Annotated in this window: 19 protein-coding genes and 6 pseudogenes; 6 read left to right on the top strand and 19 right to left on the bottom strand. The window is 33.7% G+C overall.

Annotated features, from left to right (window positions below; genetic code table 11):
* Positions 1–172 precede the first annotated feature (172 nt).
* Positions 173–571: a YhfM domain-containing protein gene (locus BPOF4_RS21040; protein ID WP_012961306.1), complete on the bottom strand. Its 399-nt coding sequence runs from the start codon at positions 569–571 to the stop codon at positions 173–175.
* Positions 572–660: 89 nt separating this feature from the next.
* On the opposite strand from BPOF4_RS21040, the gene BPOF4_RS21035 reads away from it, so the two are divergent.
* Together BPOF4_RS21035 and BPOF4_RS21030 are read left to right on the top strand one after the other, a co-directional pair.
* Positions 661–1,164: a zinc metalloprotease gene (locus tag BPOF4_RS21035; protein WP_012961305.1), complete on the top strand. Its 504-nt coding sequence runs from the start codon at positions 661–663 to the stop codon at positions 1,162–1,164.
* Between the two features lie 16 nt (positions 1,165–1,180).
* Positions 1,181–1,801, top strand: coding sequence for a hypothetical protein (locus BPOF4_RS21030; protein ID WP_012961304.1), 621 nt, complete (start codon positions 1,181–1,183; stop codon positions 1,799–1,801).
* Between the two features lie 390 nt (positions 1,802–2,191).
* Here BPOF4_RS21030 and BPOF4_RS21025 read toward each other — a convergent pair whose 3' ends face one another.
* The 8 genes and pseudogenes from BPOF4_RS21025 to BPOF4_RS21840 form a co-directional block, all read right to left on the bottom strand.
* On the bottom strand, positions 2,192–2,479 hold the full coding sequence (locus BPOF4_RS21025; RefSeq protein WP_012961302.1) for a helix-turn-helix domain-containing protein: 288 nt from the start codon (positions 2,477–2,479) through the stop codon (positions 2,192–2,194).
* A gap of 55 nt (positions 2,480–2,534) precedes the next feature.
* Positions 2,535–2,801, bottom strand: a pseudogene (locus BPOF4_RS23010) (ATP-dependent DNA ligase); the annotation flags it as partial.
* Between the two features lie 513 nt (positions 2,802–3,314).
* Positions 3,315–3,555, bottom strand: a pseudogene (locus BPOF4_RS21845) (aldo/keto reductase); the annotation flags it as partial.
* A gap of 80 nt (positions 3,556–3,635) precedes the next feature.
* Complete coding sequence (locus BPOF4_RS22750) at positions 3,636–3,707, bottom strand: hypothetical protein (RefSeq protein WP_238446535.1); 72 nt, start codon at positions 3,705–3,707, stop codon at positions 3,636–3,638.
* A gap of 258 nt (positions 3,708–3,965) precedes the next feature.
* Complete coding sequence (locus BPOF4_RS21020) at positions 3,966–5,075, bottom strand: tetratricopeptide repeat protein (protein ID WP_012961301.1); 1,110 nt, start codon at positions 5,073–5,075, stop codon at positions 3,966–3,968.
* A gap of 11 nt (positions 5,076–5,086) precedes the next feature.
* A complete protein-coding gene (locus tag BPOF4_RS22380) occupies positions 5,087–5,716 on the bottom strand; it encodes a hypothetical protein (protein ID WP_218959113.1) in 630 nt (209 codons plus the stop codon).
* Positions 5,717–5,871: 155 nt separating this feature from the next.
* Positions 5,872–6,549 carry an ABC transporter ATP-binding protein gene (locus tag BPOF4_RS21010; protein ID WP_148229629.1) on the bottom strand — a complete coding sequence of 226 codons (678 nt, stop codon included), beginning with the start codon at positions 6,547–6,549 and terminating at the stop codon, positions 5,872–5,874.
* 61 nt (positions 6,550–6,610) lie between these two features.
* Positions 6,611–6,772, bottom strand: a pseudogene (locus tag BPOF4_RS21840) (peptidoglycan-binding domain-containing protein); the annotation flags it as partial.
* An 87-nt stretch (positions 6,773–6,859) separates the two neighbouring features.
* Between BPOF4_RS21840 and BPOF4_RS21005 the strand changes: the two are divergent.
* A pseudogene (locus BPOF4_RS21005) lies at positions 6,860–7,849 on the top strand (type I restriction endonuclease subunit R, EcoR124 family); the annotation flags it as partial.
* A 373-nt stretch (positions 7,850–8,222) separates the two neighbouring features.
* On the opposite strand, the gene BPOF4_RS21000 reads toward BPOF4_RS21005, so the two are convergent.
* Positions 8,223–8,834, bottom strand: a complete 612-nt coding sequence (locus tag BPOF4_RS21000; protein WP_012961295.1) for a recombinase family protein — start codon at positions 8,832–8,834, stop codon at positions 8,223–8,225.
* Positions 8,835–9,452: 618 nt separating this feature from the next.
* Positions 9,453–10,661 carry a DUF3238 domain-containing protein gene (locus BPOF4_RS20995; RefSeq protein WP_041823255.1) on the bottom strand — a complete coding sequence of 403 codons (1,209 nt, stop codon included), beginning with the start codon at positions 10,659–10,661 and terminating at the stop codon, positions 9,453–9,455.
* Between the two features lie 844 nt (positions 10,662–11,505).
* Between BPOF4_RS20995 and BPOF4_RS23005 the strand changes: the two are divergent.
* Positions 11,506–11,774: pseudogene (locus BPOF4_RS23005) on the top strand (recombinase family protein).
* A 74-nt stretch (positions 11,775–11,848) separates the two neighbouring features.
* On the opposite strand, the gene BPOF4_RS20985 reads toward BPOF4_RS23005, so the two are convergent.
* From BPOF4_RS20985 to BPOF4_RS20965, 5 genes are all read right to left on the bottom strand, one after another.
* Positions 11,849–13,297, bottom strand: coding sequence for an ATP-dependent nuclease (locus BPOF4_RS20985; protein WP_158305598.1), 1,449 nt, complete (start codon positions 13,295–13,297; stop codon positions 11,849–11,851).
* 122 nt (positions 13,298–13,419) lie between these two features.
* Complete coding sequence (locus tag BPOF4_RS20980; RefSeq protein WP_238446531.1) at positions 13,420–14,112, bottom strand: M23 family metallopeptidase; 693 nt, start codon at positions 14,110–14,112, stop codon at positions 13,420–13,422.
* Positions 14,113–14,202: 90 nt separating this feature from the next.
* The gene (locus BPOF4_RS20975; RefSeq protein ID WP_012961290.1) at positions 14,203–14,640 is read right to left on the bottom strand and encodes a hypothetical protein; all 438 of its coding nucleotides are present in this window, start codon (positions 14,638–14,640) and stop codon (positions 14,203–14,205) included.
* Entirely contained in the window at positions 14,637–15,446 is an 810-nt protein-coding gene (locus BPOF4_RS20970) for an SAR2788 family putative toxin (protein WP_012961289.1), read from the bottom strand. The genes BPOF4_RS20975 and BPOF4_RS20970 overlap by 4 nt, the downstream gene beginning before the upstream one ends.
* A gap of 10 nt (positions 15,447–15,456) precedes the next feature.
* Positions 15,457–16,383, bottom strand: coding sequence for a S8 family peptidase (locus tag BPOF4_RS20965; RefSeq protein WP_012961288.1), 927 nt, complete (start codon positions 16,381–16,383; stop codon positions 15,457–15,459).
* Positions 16,384–16,792: 409 nt separating this feature from the next.
* Here BPOF4_RS20965 and BPOF4_RS20960 point away from each other — a divergent pair, with 409 nt between their 5' ends.
* Positions 16,793–17,200, top strand: coding sequence for a hypothetical protein (locus BPOF4_RS20960; RefSeq protein WP_012961287.1), 408 nt, complete (start codon positions 16,793–16,795; stop codon positions 17,198–17,200).
* Positions 17,201–17,221: 21 nt separating this feature from the next.
* Entirely contained in the window at positions 17,222–17,995 is a 774-nt protein-coding gene (locus BPOF4_RS20955; protein WP_012961286.1) for a hypothetical protein, read from the top strand.
* Between the two features lie 170 nt (positions 17,996–18,165).
* Here the strand turns inward: BPOF4_RS20955 and BPOF4_RS21825 are convergent.
* The 3 genes and pseudogenes from BPOF4_RS21825 to BPOF4_RS20945 all read right to left on the bottom strand — a co-directional run.
* Positions 18,166–18,252: pseudogene (locus tag BPOF4_RS21825) on the bottom strand (transition state regulator Abh); the annotation flags it as partial.
* Between the two features lie 108 nt (positions 18,253–18,360).
* Positions 18,361–18,633: an AbrB/MazE/SpoVT family DNA-binding domain-containing protein gene (locus BPOF4_RS20950; RefSeq protein WP_012961285.1), complete on the bottom strand. Its 273-nt coding sequence runs from the start codon at positions 18,631–18,633 to the stop codon at positions 18,361–18,363.
* A 25-nt stretch (positions 18,634–18,658) separates the two neighbouring features.
* Positions 18,659–19,222: a MerR family transcriptional regulator gene (locus tag BPOF4_RS20945; RefSeq protein ID WP_012961284.1), complete on the bottom strand. Its 564-nt coding sequence runs from the start codon at positions 19,220–19,222 to the stop codon at positions 18,659–18,661.
* Between the last annotated feature and the right edge of the window lie 4 nt (positions 19,223–19,226).

The following is a 19,226-nucleotide window of genomic DNA, read 5'->3' as shown; positions in this document are numbered from 1 at the left end:
TTGACTGGCTTTTTGCTTGCATCTTACCTTGTAGCAGGAAAGGGTAGGGTGTCCTGCCTGCTACAAGGTTAGATGTCAAAAGGGTTTACTATTCGGGGGGCAAACGGAAAAATACCCCAAAATAAAAAAGCAGCCGAATGGCTGCTATCCTTTGTTTCTTTATTTGAATTTACTAACTTTTCTTTAGTTCTCTTAGAGCTTCTAAGTACCTTTTCAGTGTTTCATGATTACTTTCAAAATACAGCTCCTCATTACCGTCTTCAACTATTAAAACTGTATTTGTGTCTGTAGGAAACCAAAGTTGAAAGACATCTGTGCTCTCTTTATAAATAAACTCAGCTTTATAATCTGGTTCTCGTATATCAAGTGTTCCAACATGCCCTTCTGCTGTTTCAAAAGCTTCTTTAATAGCTTTAATATCCTCGTCTTTAACAGATACAACGTTCTCTTCATTTTCCAAATCAATAATTCTGATTTCTGTAAGGTTATTACTAATAGATAACGATTCTTCATAACCACAAGCTACTAATAAAACAAAAGTTAAAAAGATAATAATGTTAATTTTTTTCATTTTTTTGAAAACTCCTCTAGTTAATTTTTGTTTATAGTATATAATTAAAAAGGAAAATATTACAATTTAATTATTTGGAGGGTTTAATTTTGAAAAGTTTTGTTTGTTCTTTGTTTTTGGTTACTAGCTTTCTTCTTTTGAATATTGATTCCGCAGGTGCAGAACTGAAGAACGCTGATGCATTTAGTTTTAAAGGAGACCCTAATCGTCCTTTTGAAAATGCAGCAACTGTTACGGCTCATAAAAATGCCTATGAGCATGCATTTGTTACTATTAATAAAATATCTGGTATTAACCTTAAACGAGGTGGAAGTGGCAGCCGTATTTATGCTCGCTCCACTAATAGTTCTTCCTCTTGGTATGGTCTTTGGCAAGGTAATGCTAATGGAGGGACAATTCAAATAAATAGTAGAACCACACAACGTGACAATTTCACCACTAGTAACTATCGAAAACTTGCTCTCCATGAATTAGGACATGGTATGGGGATGAAACACCAATTATCTCCAACTGTAAGTGTTATGAGACAAGGGAAGATGACTTACACGGATTATACAACTCTTGATAAAAATAATTTAAGATGGCGTTATTAAAAGGAGAGAACCAATTATGACAAAAACACTATCATTATTTGCGGTTTTAGGATTATCAGTGTTTATGGTAGGGTGTGCTCAAAATTCAACGGCATTAACCCCTGAGATAGAAATTCACAAAGATGCTGACCTCCATGCAGACTATTTTATTCCAGATGATTTATCAATCTTAGAGAATCGTAGTGATGCTATCCTAAAAGTTAAATCTATTGGAAATGTGCAAGTCGGTGTAATGAAAGATATTGAAGGTGATGTTCCTGAAACCACCAATGAGTTAAAAATACTTGAAGCTTATAAAGGACCTTTTAATTCAGGTGATAGCGTGACTGTAGCTGAAGCATTCTTTTTACAAGATGACCAGTATGTTCAAATTGAAGGTTATACTCCTTTGGTAGAAGAACGTGAATATATCCTCTTTATCGAAGAAGGACTTAAAGATGAGAGTGGTAATCTAGTTTATGGTATTTCAAGCTTAGATTTCGGAAAGTATAGCCAAGAAGGAGAAGTAGCAAGTGTAGACTTTACAACGTTCAATAACGTAAATGAACTATCAAAATATGATTTTATTAAGGAAGATCCCCATCATAATGATCTATATAACGAAATCAAAAAAGATGTGTTAAGAAAATATTATTAAGAGTAAACGCTTAATTCATATCTATAAATGTCATAGATATACCTACCCTATAGCTAAGGAGCTCCTATACTCCTTAGCTTTTTATATGGGAAAATCCAATTTGTCTTTGTTTTTAATTTTATCAAATCGTTTTTAAGAACTTTCAATCTTAATGTTCTTTGGTTTCACTCTTTACCATTCGACTCAGCTTTTTCTCGATAGATTTTAATTGTTTACTTTTCTTTAGAGAGGTACTTATAAACCAAGCTATTAGAAATAAGAGAGAGATTGGAAATAATATTGCTATGACTTGATAAATTAAAGATTCCACACTAGTTCCTCCTTCCTTCCGTATTTAATAATGAACCATATACAAATTTTACCACTACGAAGCTATGAAGAAATAGTAATCTACTCTTTTTTCTTTACCTCACGTTTTATCTTATAGATCGTATTACGAGAAACATCTGTCTCCCTATGTATATTCATTACAGAGTGTCCAATAGATAACATCTTGACGATTTTGTCATAAACCAATTTATCTGCCCCTTTCGCCTCTGCATGGTAACGAACTTTACGACCTGTATATTTCCCTTGTTCTTTTGCTATCTCAATCCCTTCACGCTGAGCTGTTCGAATACGGTTGCGTTCTTCTTCCACCATCCAACTTAGCAGGGTTAAGACTAAATTAGAAATCAACTCACCCAGTTAAAAGAACAGCACTCCATAGTTATTGCTCAAGGCTTTAAAGAAGTCATTGATAATTAATCATCTTTAAACAGGAAGTACTGTGCCTTCCAATCTTATAAACTGAGTGCTGTTTATTCCGGACAATTCCTTCTAATTCCTGACCTTTTATGAAGCTGTATAGTTCATTTCCCTCTCCGATAATGTTCTTAATTTGAGTAAACAAAGAGCTATCTAGCCCCACTATGCTTGTAAGCGGCTTCTTGCGTTGTATCTGAGGGATTTTGGTAGTGCTCTTATTGTTGAATGGTAAGACATCAAAAACAATATACTGTGCCTGCTGACCATGATTACTCCTTTAAAATCGTTGCATCATGGCTTCAGCTTCAAAATCCTGTTTACCTTGTTCATCGGTAACGATTAACTCCCCATCTAATTCTGTACCTGGTTCGATTTCTATTTGCTACATCTCTACGTATGAACATTAAAGAATTAGACAAAACTAGCACAAACGACATGGTCATACTGCTAGAATTAACTATCGGTCGTTAGATATACTCCACATGAGTCACTAGGCATTAGTGGCTCAGTTAAAAAGGACAATTGCACAATGCAATTGTCCACTAAAGCCCTTCTAGCCCTGATTAGTCGTCCTCTACATACTATTCTCTACCCCTATGACTTAACTATTGCCCTCTTTGGGAGGGGTATTTACATAATTAAAGGAACAGAAATCAATTTAAAATCAACCATCATAGTAAAATGTATAGAAGGAAACACTCATTTCTATACTCTATGAACTCGGAGTTCGTGTCGATGCTTCAAGCTAAATATCATTGGAATGATAAAATGCTTGTAGCTTATTTTGAATTAATCGCGGATGGTATTCTACTTGATTGACCATCGGCTTAATTTCAGCATCCTTTATTAAGTCTTCCAAATGATGAACTTGAAATTAGTTACCCCAACTGCTTTTACTTGGCCTTCTTTATAAAGAGTTTCTAACGCTCTCCAAGATCCTAATATTTCCCTTCACCCGGCCAATGAATCAAATATTAATCTAAATACTCTAAGCCTAATTTCTTTAACATTATTTAGTTCCTTAATTCTAGGGATTTAATTGGAGATAAAGTAGCTGGTTTTTGAAAAGGTTATTGTTGAATGTTTTTCACTCTGCAGGTTCTTTAGTTAAAACCCCTCTAGATAAACCTTGGTATTTCTCCTCTAACTGGTTGTGAATTAATTCTGCGAGTTTTAAATTTTCTTCATAATCTATTAATTGTTGTTGTCGTAGCTAACCTTGAAATTGAATCTCTATGGATATCAAATAGCATTTTTAAACTGTCTGTCATGAGCCTCTATTGCTCGTTCAGTATTAGGAGTATGGTAAATATACACTTGCGGATTATCGCTCTTCAAATAGAAAATGAATAAAAAAGAAGAGTTCATATTATAGAGCAGCTAATGCGAGAACATTTAAAAGTCATTCCTCGACCCCTTAGTTATTATCTTCAGTATCTAACCACACTCTAGCTCTGTTAATACTATAAATGTAATCATCATCATATCCACTGTTATAAATATCGAAATATTCTTTTTGTTTTTTAGCATTTCCTGTTTTCTCTGCAATCAACATTGCATAATGCGATAGTATTTGTTTTGGTTGGTTTTCCTCTTGTTCAAAAATTAACTCAATTGTTTCTAGATGGTCAACTTCGGGATTATCTTTATAATCTAACAAAAAATCAATAAAATCGGATACATTTGAGTTAGTTGGCGTAAGAGTTAATAGTTGTGATAAACCCTCGAAATTTGAAATTCTATAATATAAATCTCCTAGAAGGTAATAACCATAATTATAATTAGGGAAATTAGTTATCAGTTGGTTAAAAGTAGCTATAGCATCCGCTGGTTCCTCTGTAGCTATTTCTAAGATTCCTTTTCTCGCCAATTCATTTGGATTTGCTTCCTTTATATTATTAGAATAAGCACGATCAATAGCAGCGATTTGAGTTCTTTTAGAGAAAGAATCAAATTTACTAAGTAGTAGATAGGCCTCACTGTCTTTACCCTGATTTTTCAATTCAAGAAAATCCTCTTTTAACTGATTAATGAGGGTATAGAATTTAATTACTGTTTCTTCACCTTCAGTTAATACAGCTGCTTGAAAAGCAAGTTCTAAATGATTTATAAACTCAGTTTCTTCTCCAATAATGAAATATGCTTCTGCCACATTAGTTAAAGCAATAGGATTATAATTATTAAACTTTAAAAGTTCTCCTGATAAATCAATAGCTTCCTGATAGTTACCAAGCTCAATATTAGCTATTACCATTTGATTTAACGGTATTGTATCACCTGGATCCAATTCTCTAATTACCTCTAATAAATTTAGAGCTTCTGAATAGTTATGTTGTATTAAGTATCGAAATGCAAGTTCCTTTTTTGCATCAACATCTTCTGGGTTGGAATTAATATATTCCTCAACTGCGTTGTTGGAAGTACTAGTTATTATAGTTTCTTTTCCTCTTTCATTAGACAAAAATGCACCTGCAAACAACAGTCCAGCAATTCCAACAATCATAATATATTTAATAATTTTACTCATTTTTTTCCCCTTTATACAATTTTCTTAGTTTTAAACACTAGGTTACCTACAAGACAAAATAATAAAATAAAAGCAAGTGTTGAAAATGTTATTTGTAAATTAGTGAAGAAACTTCTTTGAAAATCAATAAAGCCCGTTGTAACAGTATTCCCATTAAAAAATGTATAATTTTCAAGAAAAGAGGGTACTTTAACAATTTTAAAAAGAATAATAACCGAGAAAGAGCATAAAATAACCTTTATTCTATTTTGAATAGCACAATTTATTAATAGAGTTATTGCTCCAATCGCAATAAAATGAATTATCAAAAAGACTTGTGTGACAGTTATTATTCCGATAAATTCATACCAATAATAAAAAGTACCATTGATACCACTATTGGAATAGATAACCCCAGAACCATGAATTAAGTATAAATATAATAATAAAAAGATATTAGCTGGTATAAATATAAGTGAGAAACTTGTTGTACTTATTATAAATTTCGCGAAAAAAATAGATTCTCTTGAATAAACACTAGTAACCAAAAAGTTTATAGTTCCTTTAGTATATTCAGAACTTAGAATAGCAGAATAGTAAAGAATAGCCAAAAAAGGAAATGTTAAATATGTATTAAAGTTCAAAATTTCATGATATAACATTAGGGGGATTTTGATCTATATTATAGTTGTGAGACATAATTACAGGAATAAAAAAACACATGAGGACAACTATGCTATATCTATAAAACATTTTGGTTTTTTTAAATTTTAGATATTCTATTTTAAGTAAGGTTTTCATAAGTTTACTCCTTCCTTTATAATAATTGTTCTAGATTTTCCAACTCGTTGTTTTGAAGTATCCCTTTAATATTGCCTTTTTCTAGAACTAAAACATTGTCACACACTGTGGTTATTTCAGTAAGTGTATGACTTGTTAATATTATAGTGCTGCCTCCACTAATTAATTGTTTTAAATATTCTCTAAGCTGAATAGTACTTCTCGGATCTAAAGAGTTATGTGGCTCATCTAATATTATTAATTCTTGCTGCCCAATGGTAGCTGCTATAATCCCTAACTTTTGTTTCATCCCTTGAGAATAAGTTTTTATTTTTTTATGTCTATGTGCTTCCATAGAAAATGGCCATTCTCTTTTAAGTATACTTTTTATATCATTGATTCCCTTATAAGTAAGATATATCACGACATATTCTTCCCCAGTTAAATCATTTTCAGGAGGAAGATGATCAATAAAATAACTTATCCTACGTTGAACACTTTTATCCTCTTGTAGTACTTTTTTTTCATCAAGTGTAACAGTTCCTTGAGTAGTAGGAGTTACTGTAGCAATAATCTTTAATAAAGTACTTTTTCCAGCGCCATTATTACCAATAATACCAAAAATACTATTTTTCTTTACTGAAAAATCTACCTGATTAAGTATTTGATTTTTTTTAATTATTTTACTAACTTTATTTATACTTAAATACATCATACACACCTCGCTAATAATTAAGAACGACTTAGAAGCCCTAAGTCGTTCTTAAAATCCCAAACTACTTATGGGCCATTTTTTTCCACGTAGCTGGTCCTACATATCCATCCTGAGTAAGTGTTGCAGCTCTCTGAAAATCGATAACAGCTCCTCTTGTTGTATTTCCCCATTTTCCATCAATGTTACTAGATGGGTTAAATGAAAGTGAAGATAAAACACGTTGCGCTAACTCTACATAATATGAGCTATTTACGCATGACGAATTGCATAAGTGGGTTGTTCTATCTTGGGGGTTGAATTGAGCGTAACTAACTTAACGTATGCTAACCTAATCCAAGCTTTTTCTCGAACCAATCGGACCTACCCCGGAAAGACCAAAGGGTTGATTGTAACATACAGAAAACCTTGGACAATGGAAAAGCATGTTAAGGATGCCACAAAGTTATATTCTGAAGAACAAGAGGAATCTACACTTGTTTATCCAACTTATGAGGAATCAAAAAAACGTTTCAAAAAGGCCCATAAATCTTTGAAAAAAGCTGTGCCTAACCCCGCTGATATTAACGAGCATTCATCTTTAGAGACTCGAATCGAATTTGTAAAAGTCTTTCAGGAATTAAACAATAGCTATCAAGCTTTAGTGACCTATGATGATTACAACGATGAAATAGAGAAATCAAAAGCACTTCAAGAGCAGGTCAAGGTATTGGAAGAATACATTGGAGTATACAATACGGTTAAAGGCTCATTAGTCGAAGAAGAACCGCAAGAAGGACCTGAACCGGATTTCTCGGATATTGAGTTTTATGGAGAAAATACAATCAAGATCTATGATATTGACTCCACTTATATTGACCAACTTTTGGGAACATACTCAGCCAATAATAAGAATATCCGCGAAGAAATTGAAAAAGCACTTCAAAAATTAAAGAAGTCAGAAATGGTTAAAGACGTGTACCGTTCCATTTTAAATGCTATGGATAAGAAAGAAATCGGTACAGAAGAAGATATTTTTGTAGTGAAACGACAATTCTTCAAAGAAGCCTACAACAAAGCCATTAAAGAATTTGCAAATACTTGGTTTGTAGAAGAAGGAGAGTTACATTCGTCTGCCATACAATACGTAATAGGAGCAGACCCTTTGCCAAATATCGGAGGTATTTATAACAGCAAGCAATTTGACAAATATAAAGCTCTTCACCCAGATGCCATCTCATTTAAGTATTTACCTGAGATGAAACGTCAGTGGAGAAAGACGTTAGATGAAGTCATTATACCTTTGGATAACGAGTTACGATAAGACACAGTTTTTATAAGTGAGCAATGAACCTATATCTTCAATAGGAATACACTTAAAGCTAAGGAGAATCTAGACGCTCCTTAGCTTTTTTAAGTTGGCAATACTAATGTTCTTTCGTTTTATTTTTTACGATGTGACTTAGCTTTTGTTCAATACGTTTTAATTGTTTACTCTTCCTTATGGATGTACTTATAATCCAGACCACTAAAAAAATGATAGAAATAGGAAATAGTATAGCTAAGAATTGATAAATAAACGCATCCATGTAAGTACCTCCTTCTTTATAACGATAAACCACAACCATCATTTGTAAATTTTATCATTTAAAGGATTTGATTTCCGTACCAACTGGACATTTACATTATATTTGTACTTATCCCTTCTCTAAAGTCCTTTTAATCTTATAAATTGTATTACGAGAAACCTCTGTTTTCCTATGTACCTCCATAACAGAATGACCAATTGATAACATCTTAACAATTTGGTCATAAACCAGTTTATCTGCTCCTTTCGCTCCTTCATGATAACGAACTTTACGTCCTGTATATTTCCCTTGTTCTTTTGCTATCTCAATTCCTTCACGCTGTGCTGTGCGAATACGGTTTCGTTCTTCTTCCACCATCCAACTTAGCAGCGTTAAAACTAAATTAGAAATTAACTCACCAACACCTGGTATCTGTCCTTCATTCCTCGTATCAAGAATGGGCATATTACGAACGACAATGTCCGCTCCTTCCTCGCGAATTTCTTCCCACTCTTTCTTAATTTCTTTGGCATTGCGCCCCAACCGAGAAAGATCATGAACCACCAACACATCTTTCTCTCGAATCTTCCGTTTCATCTTCTGGAAACCTTCACGATCAAAATCTTTTCCTGATTTCGTATCCTGATAGATGATTTCACAACCAAATTCCTCTAATTCTTTAATCTGTCGAGCCATGTTTTGACCCTCAGAACTTACTCTGGCATACCCTATATACGTCATTTCTTTTCCTCATTTCAAATATGAAGTTACTGAACAACCCAAAATGAACAATCAAACCTATTGTAGCATGCAACTTTTCTAATGTTCAACTAGGGTATACCCTTTTCGAACAATAATCCACGCCCCTAGAGGCGTGGCGTGTCATTTATGGTGGTTTTTTGCGCATATTTTATGTATTTGGCAATCCTTCAATGTATAAAACGGCAGTGGGGTATATTCATATTACTGTATAATCTTTCAGACCTTGAATGCTTGACATTGAGCCTCTACGGGCATAATTTTCCGTAAAGGAACAAGCCTTAGACTTTACGAGGCATACGAGCCTATCATACCCGCCTCTCCATGTAAAGCTGAGGGTATACATTAGTTTTTGCATAATTACGATTGCCGAAACCTACATTTTACGAATGCCACTAACAACTTGAAACTACGCAATTCATTATTTTAAATAAAAAAGAAAGTAAGCTGGTGCTCTCTTTTTTAACAAACAGAAGATAAGAAGGGTATTACATACACGTTCAAATACAAATAAACTAAGTTAAATAGAAAAAACGATAAAGCCCGTCAGGTTAAACAGGTTTATCGTTTTTTCTTTGCTCTGTTCTATAATGATATTAATTAACGACTAAAAGAAGTTTGTCTAGTAATATCTGTGATCGGTCGAGTACCCTGATTGTAAGTATATAACCTACTAAATCCTACAGAGTTATTATTTCTGTATATTCCGAAAGATGGGAATAAGGTGTGGCTTCCTCTTAAAGATGTTGAATTATTTCTGTATATATCTGCTCTTAGACTGTATTTAATACTTGTAGTAATTGCATATGGATTACCCACATCTCCATACATATTAAATGCTGCATGGTTGTTAGTACGAGAGATTGTATTGTACCCCATCCCACCTGTTGAGGCTATACGACTATCTTGGAGCGTGTATACTCCATTTGAGTAAGAGTATCTGTAAGTTCTCCCCACCGATCTACTTTGAGATAAAGTCGGTAAGCCTGACATACTCCATGTTACTAGTACATCGTGCTGTAATCGAGAAGTTCCAGAGTTTGCTGTAATACTTGTAGTTTTATCCGTTGAAAACCAGCGTGAGTCAACAGGAGATTTAACATACCCTTGATTTATACTCGGGCTCCCATTATTAGCTAATAGAATTGAACGGACTCTTAAACGAGAATTAGTAGAACCGCTTTGTGTGGTAACAGATAATAAAGAGCTCCTATGATCGATAGGTGTGTGAAATATAATGGTTTCTCCACCATCTCCACCCTCGACATCCAATTCTGTATCAATGTTTGCTTGTACTGAATAGCTATCAACACTCTCAGACTTTGGGATAAAATAACTATTTTCGTCAGTTGTTGCTACTTGATTCTCATTTATGCTCACATGAAAATCTATAGCGTCTTTATGTTCATACCAAAAAATTTTCATAGCATCTAATGATTGAATGTGAGATGTTGTAAAGCTATCATTATCAGGAACTAAGATGATACTAGCTGTTAGTTGGTCAGCTACAATATTATTTTTATACCCGTTTATTACAACTTCAAAAACAGGATACTCATCCAACTCGTCAAGACCATCTAATGATATCTCATTATCATTGAAATCTATTTTTTTATCATTAAGAACCAACTCTAGTTTATCAAAATTATCTTCATGATAAAAAATCTCAAATCTATCTTCTCCATAATTTAATTCCATCTTTTCTAAATTAAATTTCACTTCGTTTGTAGCTAATACACCATTTGTACTTACTAAGAAAAAGATTAAAACAAATAAACAAAACTTAGACAAACTCAACAACCTTCTCATTTAACAACCTCCACTTTTAATTTTTATAAAAAAAGAGTAACCATAAACCCAAATGCATAAATCAGCAAAGGTACAATTAAAATTACTCTTACTTTAATAACTTTGAGAGAGTCTCTTTTTAGAAGTTTTACAATTATAAAGTCTACCAAGCTTAGTAACGCTCCAAATAAAACAAATAACAGTACATTTAACTCAATAAGAAAAAGTAAATAAAGCAACAATAAAAATACTATGTATATAATCATCGAATACAAAAGGTATATCTTTTGGCTGTACTTCTGTTCTAATCTTTCTAAAATTCCACCTACGATAATAGAGCTAATTAAGATAATGGTGCTGAAAGAAAAGAATAATATATTGAAAATATTGTAAGAGAAAAGATATAAAACCCATATAATAATAGATCCCGCAAATAAAGATAGAAAAATACGATTAGTACTCAATTGTTATCATCTCCAAAAATATAATTAAATGCTATAACACTAAAACAACAAACCAATAATACCATAAAAATCCAATTTTATAATATAAGTGTACATATAATTCTCCGTTTATTAAATTAATGTTATAAGTTTTTCTCTATTTTAAAGTGATTACTTACTATAAACGATAGTTTTTGGAATGTTAAAAGCACCATTGAAAAAATGGTGTGTTATTTACGGTGGCTTTTTGCGCATATTTTAAGCGATACATTGAACAACAAGCTAATAAATAAATGGCTATCTCTCTTTTCCTAGGAAGATTGCCATTTTCATTGTGAAATTCAATACTTAAAACTACGCAATATATTATTTTAAATAACAATCTTCAGGTTAACCCAATGGACAAATAAGGGTGTGAGAGGATTTTTCAGAAGAAAATGTCGGGAACTCACGATATGCGACCGGAACTCACAAGAGCTTTGGATACATTCCGTTCCGGTAACTCATTCATGATCTACAAACTGGACCGATTGACACAATCGGAAAGCAGCTGTTTACGTTATCGGATCAGTTGAAGGAAATGGGCGTGAAGTTAATCAGTATCCAGGACCGGATCGATACAAATACTCCGGCCGGCAAATCCATGTGCGGGATGCTGGCGGTTCGGGACGAATTTGACTCCCAAGTATAATTGACATAAGAAAACCTCGTTTTCACAGGAAAGGAAACGAGGTTTTCTTAAGATGATATATGTCTATATGATTTTTAAGTGATCTCTGAGGAAGATGCTACTTCATCATATGCGATGTCTCCGTTGAAAATCAAACGCTCTATTATAGATTTCCATTCCGGATTAATGTCTTCCCAGTTATCTCCCCATGTATCATTAATGAATTGATACGCCTTAAACGGCTTATTATTGCTTGGGGCAGTGTAACCAAGAAGGTCCTCCATACATTCTCTTAGTACAATAACCTTGGAGTTATCCCCTACAGCATCTAGAATTGGTTGGTTAAATGAGTAAGCTTTTTCTGTATCCTTATCTCGATCATGAATAACAAATGGTGTTATACCTAAAGCTCTTAGATATTTTACGAGTGATATAATCGTAGCTTTCCCCCTTGCTCTAACTACCTCCCAATTATAAGAGAACTCTTTATATAATTCGTTCGGCATCCTAGATAGCGTTTCACGTATAACTACTTCTTCTGTGTCTCCTTCAATTATTAAAACATTTCTCGAGAAAAATACTTTACTTATATCATCATCAATCTTAAGTAACATTTTGATATACGACTTATCATCATCCAATAAATTGATAAAAGCTTTACTAACATTAAATGGATTGCAAACAACTATGTCTACATTTCTTTTAGTACCATCGTGGTCTATCTCATGGTCTTCTAAATGAAAAGAATTTAAAATCTGATTCGCTTTCCTACTTAAATCTATCATGTATGGAGAATGAGTAGTACAGATTATTTGATTGTTATCTTCGAGTGAAAGGTCATAAATCGTATCTCTCATCTGTTTCGCAGCTTGTGGATGTAAATATATTTCGGGTTCTTCAAAAGCTATAAGTAATGGTCTAATGTATTCACTGGAACGTTTTTTTTTGTTGTTTTCTCTAATACTTCTATATCTAAGCATAGCGAAGACGGCAGATCGTATCACACCTGCTCCTTGATAATCTACAGTAGTATGGATATTACTTCCTAACTTAACATCAAAATTAGGAGTTATTACTTTATCAGCATTGGACAAATTTGCTTTAGCCAAAAATCCCGTTTCTGGGAAAACATCCCCAACTACTCTATTTAAATCTGATAATAAACTAGCAAATTCACTTTCATCGTCATCAGGGTTCAATTCTTTAGCAAGCTGGTCTAAATAGTGTTGTGCTTGCCGGAAATTATCTGATTCATTTCTAACATCTTCAAAAAGCTGCTTGAGGGTTTGCATTAAGGCGCCATTATTAGAAGACAGTTCTTCTCCCTTAGATTTATCAGATATCAATAGGAGTTTTGGCAACCTATGAGATACATTTGATGAAATACCCCCAAGGTTTTCAAACCATTCAGTTACGTCTGGGTTAATATCAAATAACTCTTCAACTCCAATAGCTTCAAGATCTTTCAACATTTTAGCAGTCATACTTTGATCAAATGTTTTGCTTGAGAATAATTCATTACATATTTCCTCGGGTAATTTCATCTTATCAAGCAAAAACTGTACACTTTATTCTAGCAGTCACAGTAATCCTTTATCTATGTAATCCTGGATGCTTTTACAATCCTTAAATATATCTCTTTTAACACTTTGATATTGCTTCATTTCTACTTTATATTTTTGATTAGGTAAAAATGTTTTTCTATAAAAACGCCTTGTGATCCCGAAAAGACCACATGTCCGTCTGTGACAGCATTGATAGGCGTCACATAGTTAATGCAGCCAAAGTCAATGCCATTGTGCATTCGCTGTTCTCCCGTGATCGGATGCGTTCTCATCCCAAAATCAGACGTCATACGCATACCATTTACTGGGGTCACAAACGAACCTCCACCTGCGACAATTGTTCCTTGTTCATAATTATAATAAGAGAAAACAGCATATACATAGCCAATATCGCCATAGCAAGCCCCTGTAGCTGCCGACTCAGGACGGATACATGAATAGTTCCCTGTGTATCTGACTCTCTCATATTGCTTAATAGAGAAGTCTATAGCGGTCTCTTTACTGTACCCCCCTCGATCTAACGCATAAGGGATAAAACCTAGACCAAAATTATAGCTTTGTACCGCTAATCGAACATCCCCCTCTGCGCTTTCTAGTATTTGAGCAAAGTACTTAACCCCTTGTTCAATAGAAGCTTCAGGCGATTGAATACACCCAATGGAGCCACACAAACTCTCAGACGACTGCATGGGGTCATTCCCTCTACCTCCGCTTTCCTGCATCATCATCGCAAGAATAACGCCACTGTACTCTGGAATCCCATATTCAGCTGCCAAACTCTCTACTTTTGACACCTTTTTTAGAGTTAGAAATATAGAAAAATTAAAAAGACCTTCTCATCATAGAGAAAGTCCTTTAACATAATTACAACTGTTATTAAACTATTAACCTTTTAAAATATCCAATGCTATCTCATGATTAGGGTCTATAGAAAGAATTTTTTCACTTATATCTTTAGCTTCTTCATCACTAACTACACAATCAGGAATTGTATTTAAAAATAAAATATTCTCCATATATCTTACTTCTTTAAAACCATTTAATTTAACAGCCGTTCTCGCATGGAAGACAGATGATGCATAAGCACCTTCCATATGACATAGTGGCTGTGATAATAATATATATGCCAGATCATGTAGCCGCTCGTGGTTCTCTTCTAGTAAAAGATAAACCACAAATGTATAGTTTGAGATGTTCTGATTGTTAAACGTTATATCAAGAAGGTTATCATAAAAAATCTGATACTCTGTATTTTCAAATATTTCTTTGGCTTCAGAATACTGACCTGATAAGATATAACTTTCTAACTGATCTTTCATCATTTATTCACCCATCCATTACTTATTCTCACTTGACCGTTCACTCTTGTAAAGGTTACGGTGACAGTTTGTCCACTCATAGACAATGTTTTCTTTCTTGCACTACCATAAGCAGATTCTTTACCGTATCTCATTACATGAGACATTACCTTAGATACATCAGTCCAATTATTTTTTGTTACTTTGTGCCAGTCGTGCTTATTCGCCAATATATGAGCTCTTTTATTTGCATCTATATTCTTTACAGAGGACAAGACAGTGTTAAAACTTCTACTAGAAACAGCGTTTTGAGCGGCTTTTTTCCCATATTTTTTAATTGCATATTGAATACCATGCCTAGCAACAGCTGCAACAATTACTAGGGGCAGAGCAGATGCCTCAAGTTCAGTAGTATCCATGTCATAAATTTCTCCACTTTCCTGATTGACAAAGGTAGCAATAAATACATCTTCTTCAGACTCGTGAACAATAACATCATAGATCGTATTAGTAACTATATTATCATCTTCTAATACATCACTTTCAACTGTGAATAATTCCGTTTCGAAATCCATAACTACATCAACTGAGACAGCTTCCTCTTCTAAACCTATCTCAATTACAATTTCCTCACTAGTTAACTTGATATCAGTATTGATTTCTTTTGAAATTTCTTGACCTAGCTGATATTCTAAATCTTTTTCAAACTCTTTTACCAGCTCCTGCTGATAATGATCATCAGTTTCAGTCGATGCCTTTACAACATTATAATTTGGTAGTAAAGGGAAAATCATAAAGAAAATTAATAATCTAATTATATATTTATTCATTAATAGCACCTCAATTATTTAATTTTAAAAGCCCGTAACCGTACTCGATGGAAGGAGCATTTCCTCCGTCAAGTTCTACAGTGTTTTCTATTAGCAAATCTTTAATTTCCTCATGACTCAGTTCTTTTGAATAATGTTGTAAAATTCTAGCGATGAAACCAGAAGCATAAGCTGTTGCAAAAGATGTGCCTTCAAATTGAGAATATCCACCTTCACGGTCGGTAGATAAGATATCTATTCCCGGGGCTGCAAAGTCAATCTTCCCCTTAGCAGATGAGTTAACTCTTACTAAATTTTGGTCAACTGCCGTAATAGAAAAAACATCCTCATATTTTGCGGGGAAGTCTACACCCATTCCGTATGTATTACCAGATGCGGCTACAATAATAATACCGGAACCTAAAGCATTATTAATCGCTCTTTTCAATACTAAGCTCTCAGACTGATAACCAAAACTGACATTTATTACATCTACCTCTTGAGATATACACCACTCTATTGCAGAAACTAAGTTCTCTGCATCTCCCCTTCCTGTCTCATCTAAGACTTTCACATCATAAAGTTCAACATTTGGTGTGACTCCAACAATTCCAATGTTATTGTCATTGGCCGCTATAATTCCAGCGATCGCAGTTCCATGCCCAAAATCATCTACAACTGGTTCCCCCGGATTAATAGCATTGAATTCTGCAACAACTTTCCCTGTCAAGTCTTCATGTTCCCGATAGATTCCACTGTCCAAAACGGCAACTTTAATCGTTTTCTTAGGAAGAGAATTAATTGAATCATTGACACCAATAGCTTTCAATCCCCAAGGATAAATTTGACCGTCTGTCTCTATGTTAGAAATAGCAGGAGTTTCTTCATACCCATTGTAAAACCAACTTATAAGACCAATAAATAACAAGGATAATAATACTGATATGATTATCTTCATAAAAACCAACCCCTAACTCAAATAATAGATTCCTCCTCAAATAGATTTTCAATTCGTTATAACACTAATTTAATATAATATTAAAATACATTTTTTTCAATATTTTCTAAAATAACTTTAAGCTCTCAATTAAACTACTTTCATCTATTTTCAAGGGTTTTTATTACTCATCACGAATGAATAAAAAAGATGATAGACATGGAAAACATAGACGGCACTAATATGTTGTTTTAAATAACGAGGATGTATCTAAGTTTCTAAAAAAGATATGAAGCAAAAAAAGGTGAAGGTGGGGGGGGTTTTGAAAATAAAATAAATAGAACTGTACTATTTGAAATATGGGTATAAAATCAAATAAAGTAAATAATTTCCAAAAATATTTATTTGCAAACAGAAAGGACTGAGTTAGATGAAAAAAAGTCTCATTTTTATAGGATTAGTTGGAATAATTAGTATTTCTATTGGTTTATACTTAAGCTTTTCAAACACACAACATTCCGATGAGCATTCAGATTTAACTGATGAGTCACCAGATTACCCTATTAATGAACAAGGTCAAACTTATGGGAAAGCACCATATTCAGAAGGGCCAGTTAAAGAACCTGATTTAATTATGGCAGAAGGTGAAGATGGTGTTATTGGTTATGTTCGAGCTATTGACTTAGATAATAATAACTCTACTCCTAATCAATCTATAGAAGATCAAAAAGAAATTGAAAGAGAAGGATATAGATCAATTCCATTGTTTGAATATGATGGTAAAACTGTAGTTGGTGAATTTAGAATCTACCCTTCTGGTACAGGGTTAATTCAATAGAAATTGTAGGGGGAAACACTTTTGAAAAAGAAAAAGTGTTTATTTCCTATCTTGGTGTCCATGTTTTCTATGCTGCTAATCTTCACAACTTTTTCATCCACAGTACTAGGTTCATCATCAGAGTTTTACAAGACTCCGAGAATTAACGGTTTTACCTATGAGTTTAATTCTACAGTGACAATCCGTAATCTTAGCACAATTGAAGCACGTTCTACAATCAGAGCAAATACAAATGTACCGACTGGATATATGGGTGGACAAGCACGCTTATATAATTCAGCAGGAAGTCTAAGAACATCTAGTACTATGACATATAATAGCCAAGCAATAAAAGCTTTTGTTGTGGAATCACCAAGACTTACAACAAAAGGAACATATTATGCTTATTCTAGAGCTCAATTTTATAATGGAAATGGCTATACTAGTTATAATGGTTATCGCTCCCCAATGAGAACTTTATCTACAATGAACTCAGAAAATGAGCTTTCACCAGAAATCATTGAATTAATGTTACAAACAGAATATGAAGTAAATGAAAATGGACAAACTTATGGTTCTTCATTCTCAGAGTTTACAATTGGAGATGAACCAGAACTCATTTCAGCAGTAGGTATTAATGGTATTGAAGGATATGTTAAATCAAATGATTTAGCTCCGAATCCGGTATCTATTGAAGAAGCATTAGATTATGCAGATGACAATAGTCTAGATATTTATATCCCACTATATGATGTAGACGGTTTAACTGTATTAGATCAATTTAAACTAGAAACTAGTTTTGAAATAATAGACTAAAAAGTAAGAGGGTTTTATATTTTTATTATTTAAAATAAAAAATTGCCTAGTTTCAATTATTGAATTGTACAATCAAAAAAGACGATCCTCCTAATTAAAAGAGAGATCGTCTTTTTGTAGGGGATTATTGACAGTAACATATCTTGTTTTGAATATTTGGCTATACCCTATTAAGCAAGTTCTGTTAATTTTTCTTTTAGTTGTTTCTTCCCTTCAGGACTTAATACTAGTTTGCCATCAAGGAACACTTCATTTTCTTCTGAAACTTCTTAGCGGGTAATTGTACCAATCATTAACGTAAGAACGGGAGACCCCAACACACATTGTTGGGGTCTCTTTGTCTTTCTATTGCCTTGTATGCGTTTTTAAGCAAGTCCTTTTAATTTTTCTTTAAGCTGCTTCTTCCCTTCAGGACTTAATACCAGTTTGCCATCAAGGAACACTTCATTTTCTTCTGAAACTTCACCAGTCACATCACAAGTCATGTTTGGCTTGTATTTTTGTAGAATGATCTTATCACCATCTACAAAAACCTCCATTGGATCTCTTTCGTGTATGTCAAAAACCTTTCTTAATTCTTTAGGAATCACCACACGCCCTAACTCATCTACTTTACGTACAATACCTGTACTTTTCATTTGATGCACCCCTCATCCCTTTATTCTATAGATTCTCAGCATACAATTGATCAAAGTCTGTGACAATCCAACGATCTCCTTCTTGCTGCAAGAACACTTCTACTGTAATCCGGTTATCCTCTCTCTGATTGTTATTAAGATTGACTGTAGAACCAGTCATCACAACAAAGGCACTTTCTTGTTGAAGAGAAGGATACACCTTCAGTTCGTTGATTCGATATTCCATTGAGTATTCCACTTGTCCTTCCCTTTCGGGGAAGTGTTGTTCTAACATGTCTTGAGACATGACTAACTCCGCTTCACTGCGTCTCATTTCTTCATTATCTGCTCGTACGTCGTATAGAGCTCGAACAAAAGACTCTACAGCCGACTGCATTTGAGTAGATTGATCTTCTTGTGCTTCTACATCTAGTGCTTGATTAGAGCTTTCAAGTAGCTCAATGTGGTTCGTTTGTTGTTGCACTTCCTCTTGCAGCTGTGCAATTTCGGCTAACTGCTGATCATACACACGAAATCCAATAAACACACCAATCACAACAACAAGGCCAACAAAGAGGATGATTGTCTTTAAGATAAAGTCTTGCTTCATAGTT

This window comes from Alkalihalophilus pseudofirmus OF4, from assembly GCF_000005825.2.
GTDB lineage: Bacteria > Bacillota > Bacilli > Bacillales > Bacillaceae_D > Alkalihalophilus > Alkalihalophilus pseudofirmus.
Note: the sequence above shows the minus strand (reverse complement) of the source record. Positions and strands in the feature narration are given on the sequence as shown.

Bases quoted from the DNA above. Each gene is read 5' to 3' on its own strand.
- BPOF4_RS21040 (WP_012961306.1), bottom strand. From the start codon at position 571: ATGAAAAAAATTAACATTATTATCTTTTTAACTTTTGTTTTATTAGTA.
- BPOF4_RS21030 (WP_012961304.1), top strand. From the start codon at position 1,181: ATGACAAAAACACTATCATTATTTGCGGTTTTAGGATTATCAGTGTTT.
- BPOF4_RS21020 (WP_012961301.1), bottom strand. From the start codon at position 5,075: ATGAGTAAAATTATTAAATATATTATGATTGTTGGAATTGCTGGACTG.
- BPOF4_RS22380 (WP_218959113.1), bottom strand. From the start codon at position 5,716: ATGTTATATCATGAAATTTTGAACTTTAATACATATTTAACATTTCCT.
- BPOF4_RS21010 (WP_148229629.1), bottom strand. From the start codon at position 6,549: ATGATGTATTTAAGTATAAATAAAGTTAGTAAAATAATTAAAAAAAAT.
- BPOF4_RS21000 (WP_012961295.1), bottom strand. From the start codon at position 8,834: ATGACGTATATAGGGTATGCCAGAGTAAGTTCTGAGGGTCAAAACATG.
- BPOF4_RS20995 (WP_041823255.1), bottom strand. From the start codon at position 10,661: ATGAGAAGGTTGTTGAGTTTGTCTAAGTTTTGTTTATTTGTTTTAATC.
- BPOF4_RS20985 (WP_158305598.1), bottom strand. From the start codon at position 13,297: ATGAAATTACCCGAGGAAATATGTAATGAATTATTCTCAAGCAAAACA.
- BPOF4_RS20975 (WP_012961290.1), bottom strand. From the start codon at position 14,640: ATGATGAAAGATCAGTTAGAAAGTTATATCTTATCAGGTCAGTATTCT.
- BPOF4_RS20970 (WP_012961289.1), bottom strand. From the start codon at position 15,446: ATGAATAAATATATAATTAGATTATTAATTTTCTTTATGATTTTCCCT.
- BPOF4_RS20965 (WP_012961288.1), bottom strand. From the start codon at position 16,383: ATGAAGATAATCATATCAGTATTATTATCCTTGTTATTTATTGGTCTT.
- BPOF4_RS20960 (WP_012961287.1), top strand. From the start codon at position 16,793: ATGAAAAAAAGTCTCATTTTTATAGGATTAGTTGGAATAATTAGTATT.
- BPOF4_RS20950 (WP_012961285.1), bottom strand. From the start codon at position 18,633: ATGAAAAGTACAGGTATTGTACGTAAAGTAGATGAGTTAGGGCGTGTG.
- BPOF4_RS20945 (WP_012961284.1), bottom strand. From the start codon at position 19,222: ATGAAGCAAGACTTTATCTTAAAGACAATCATCCTCTTTGTTGGCCTT.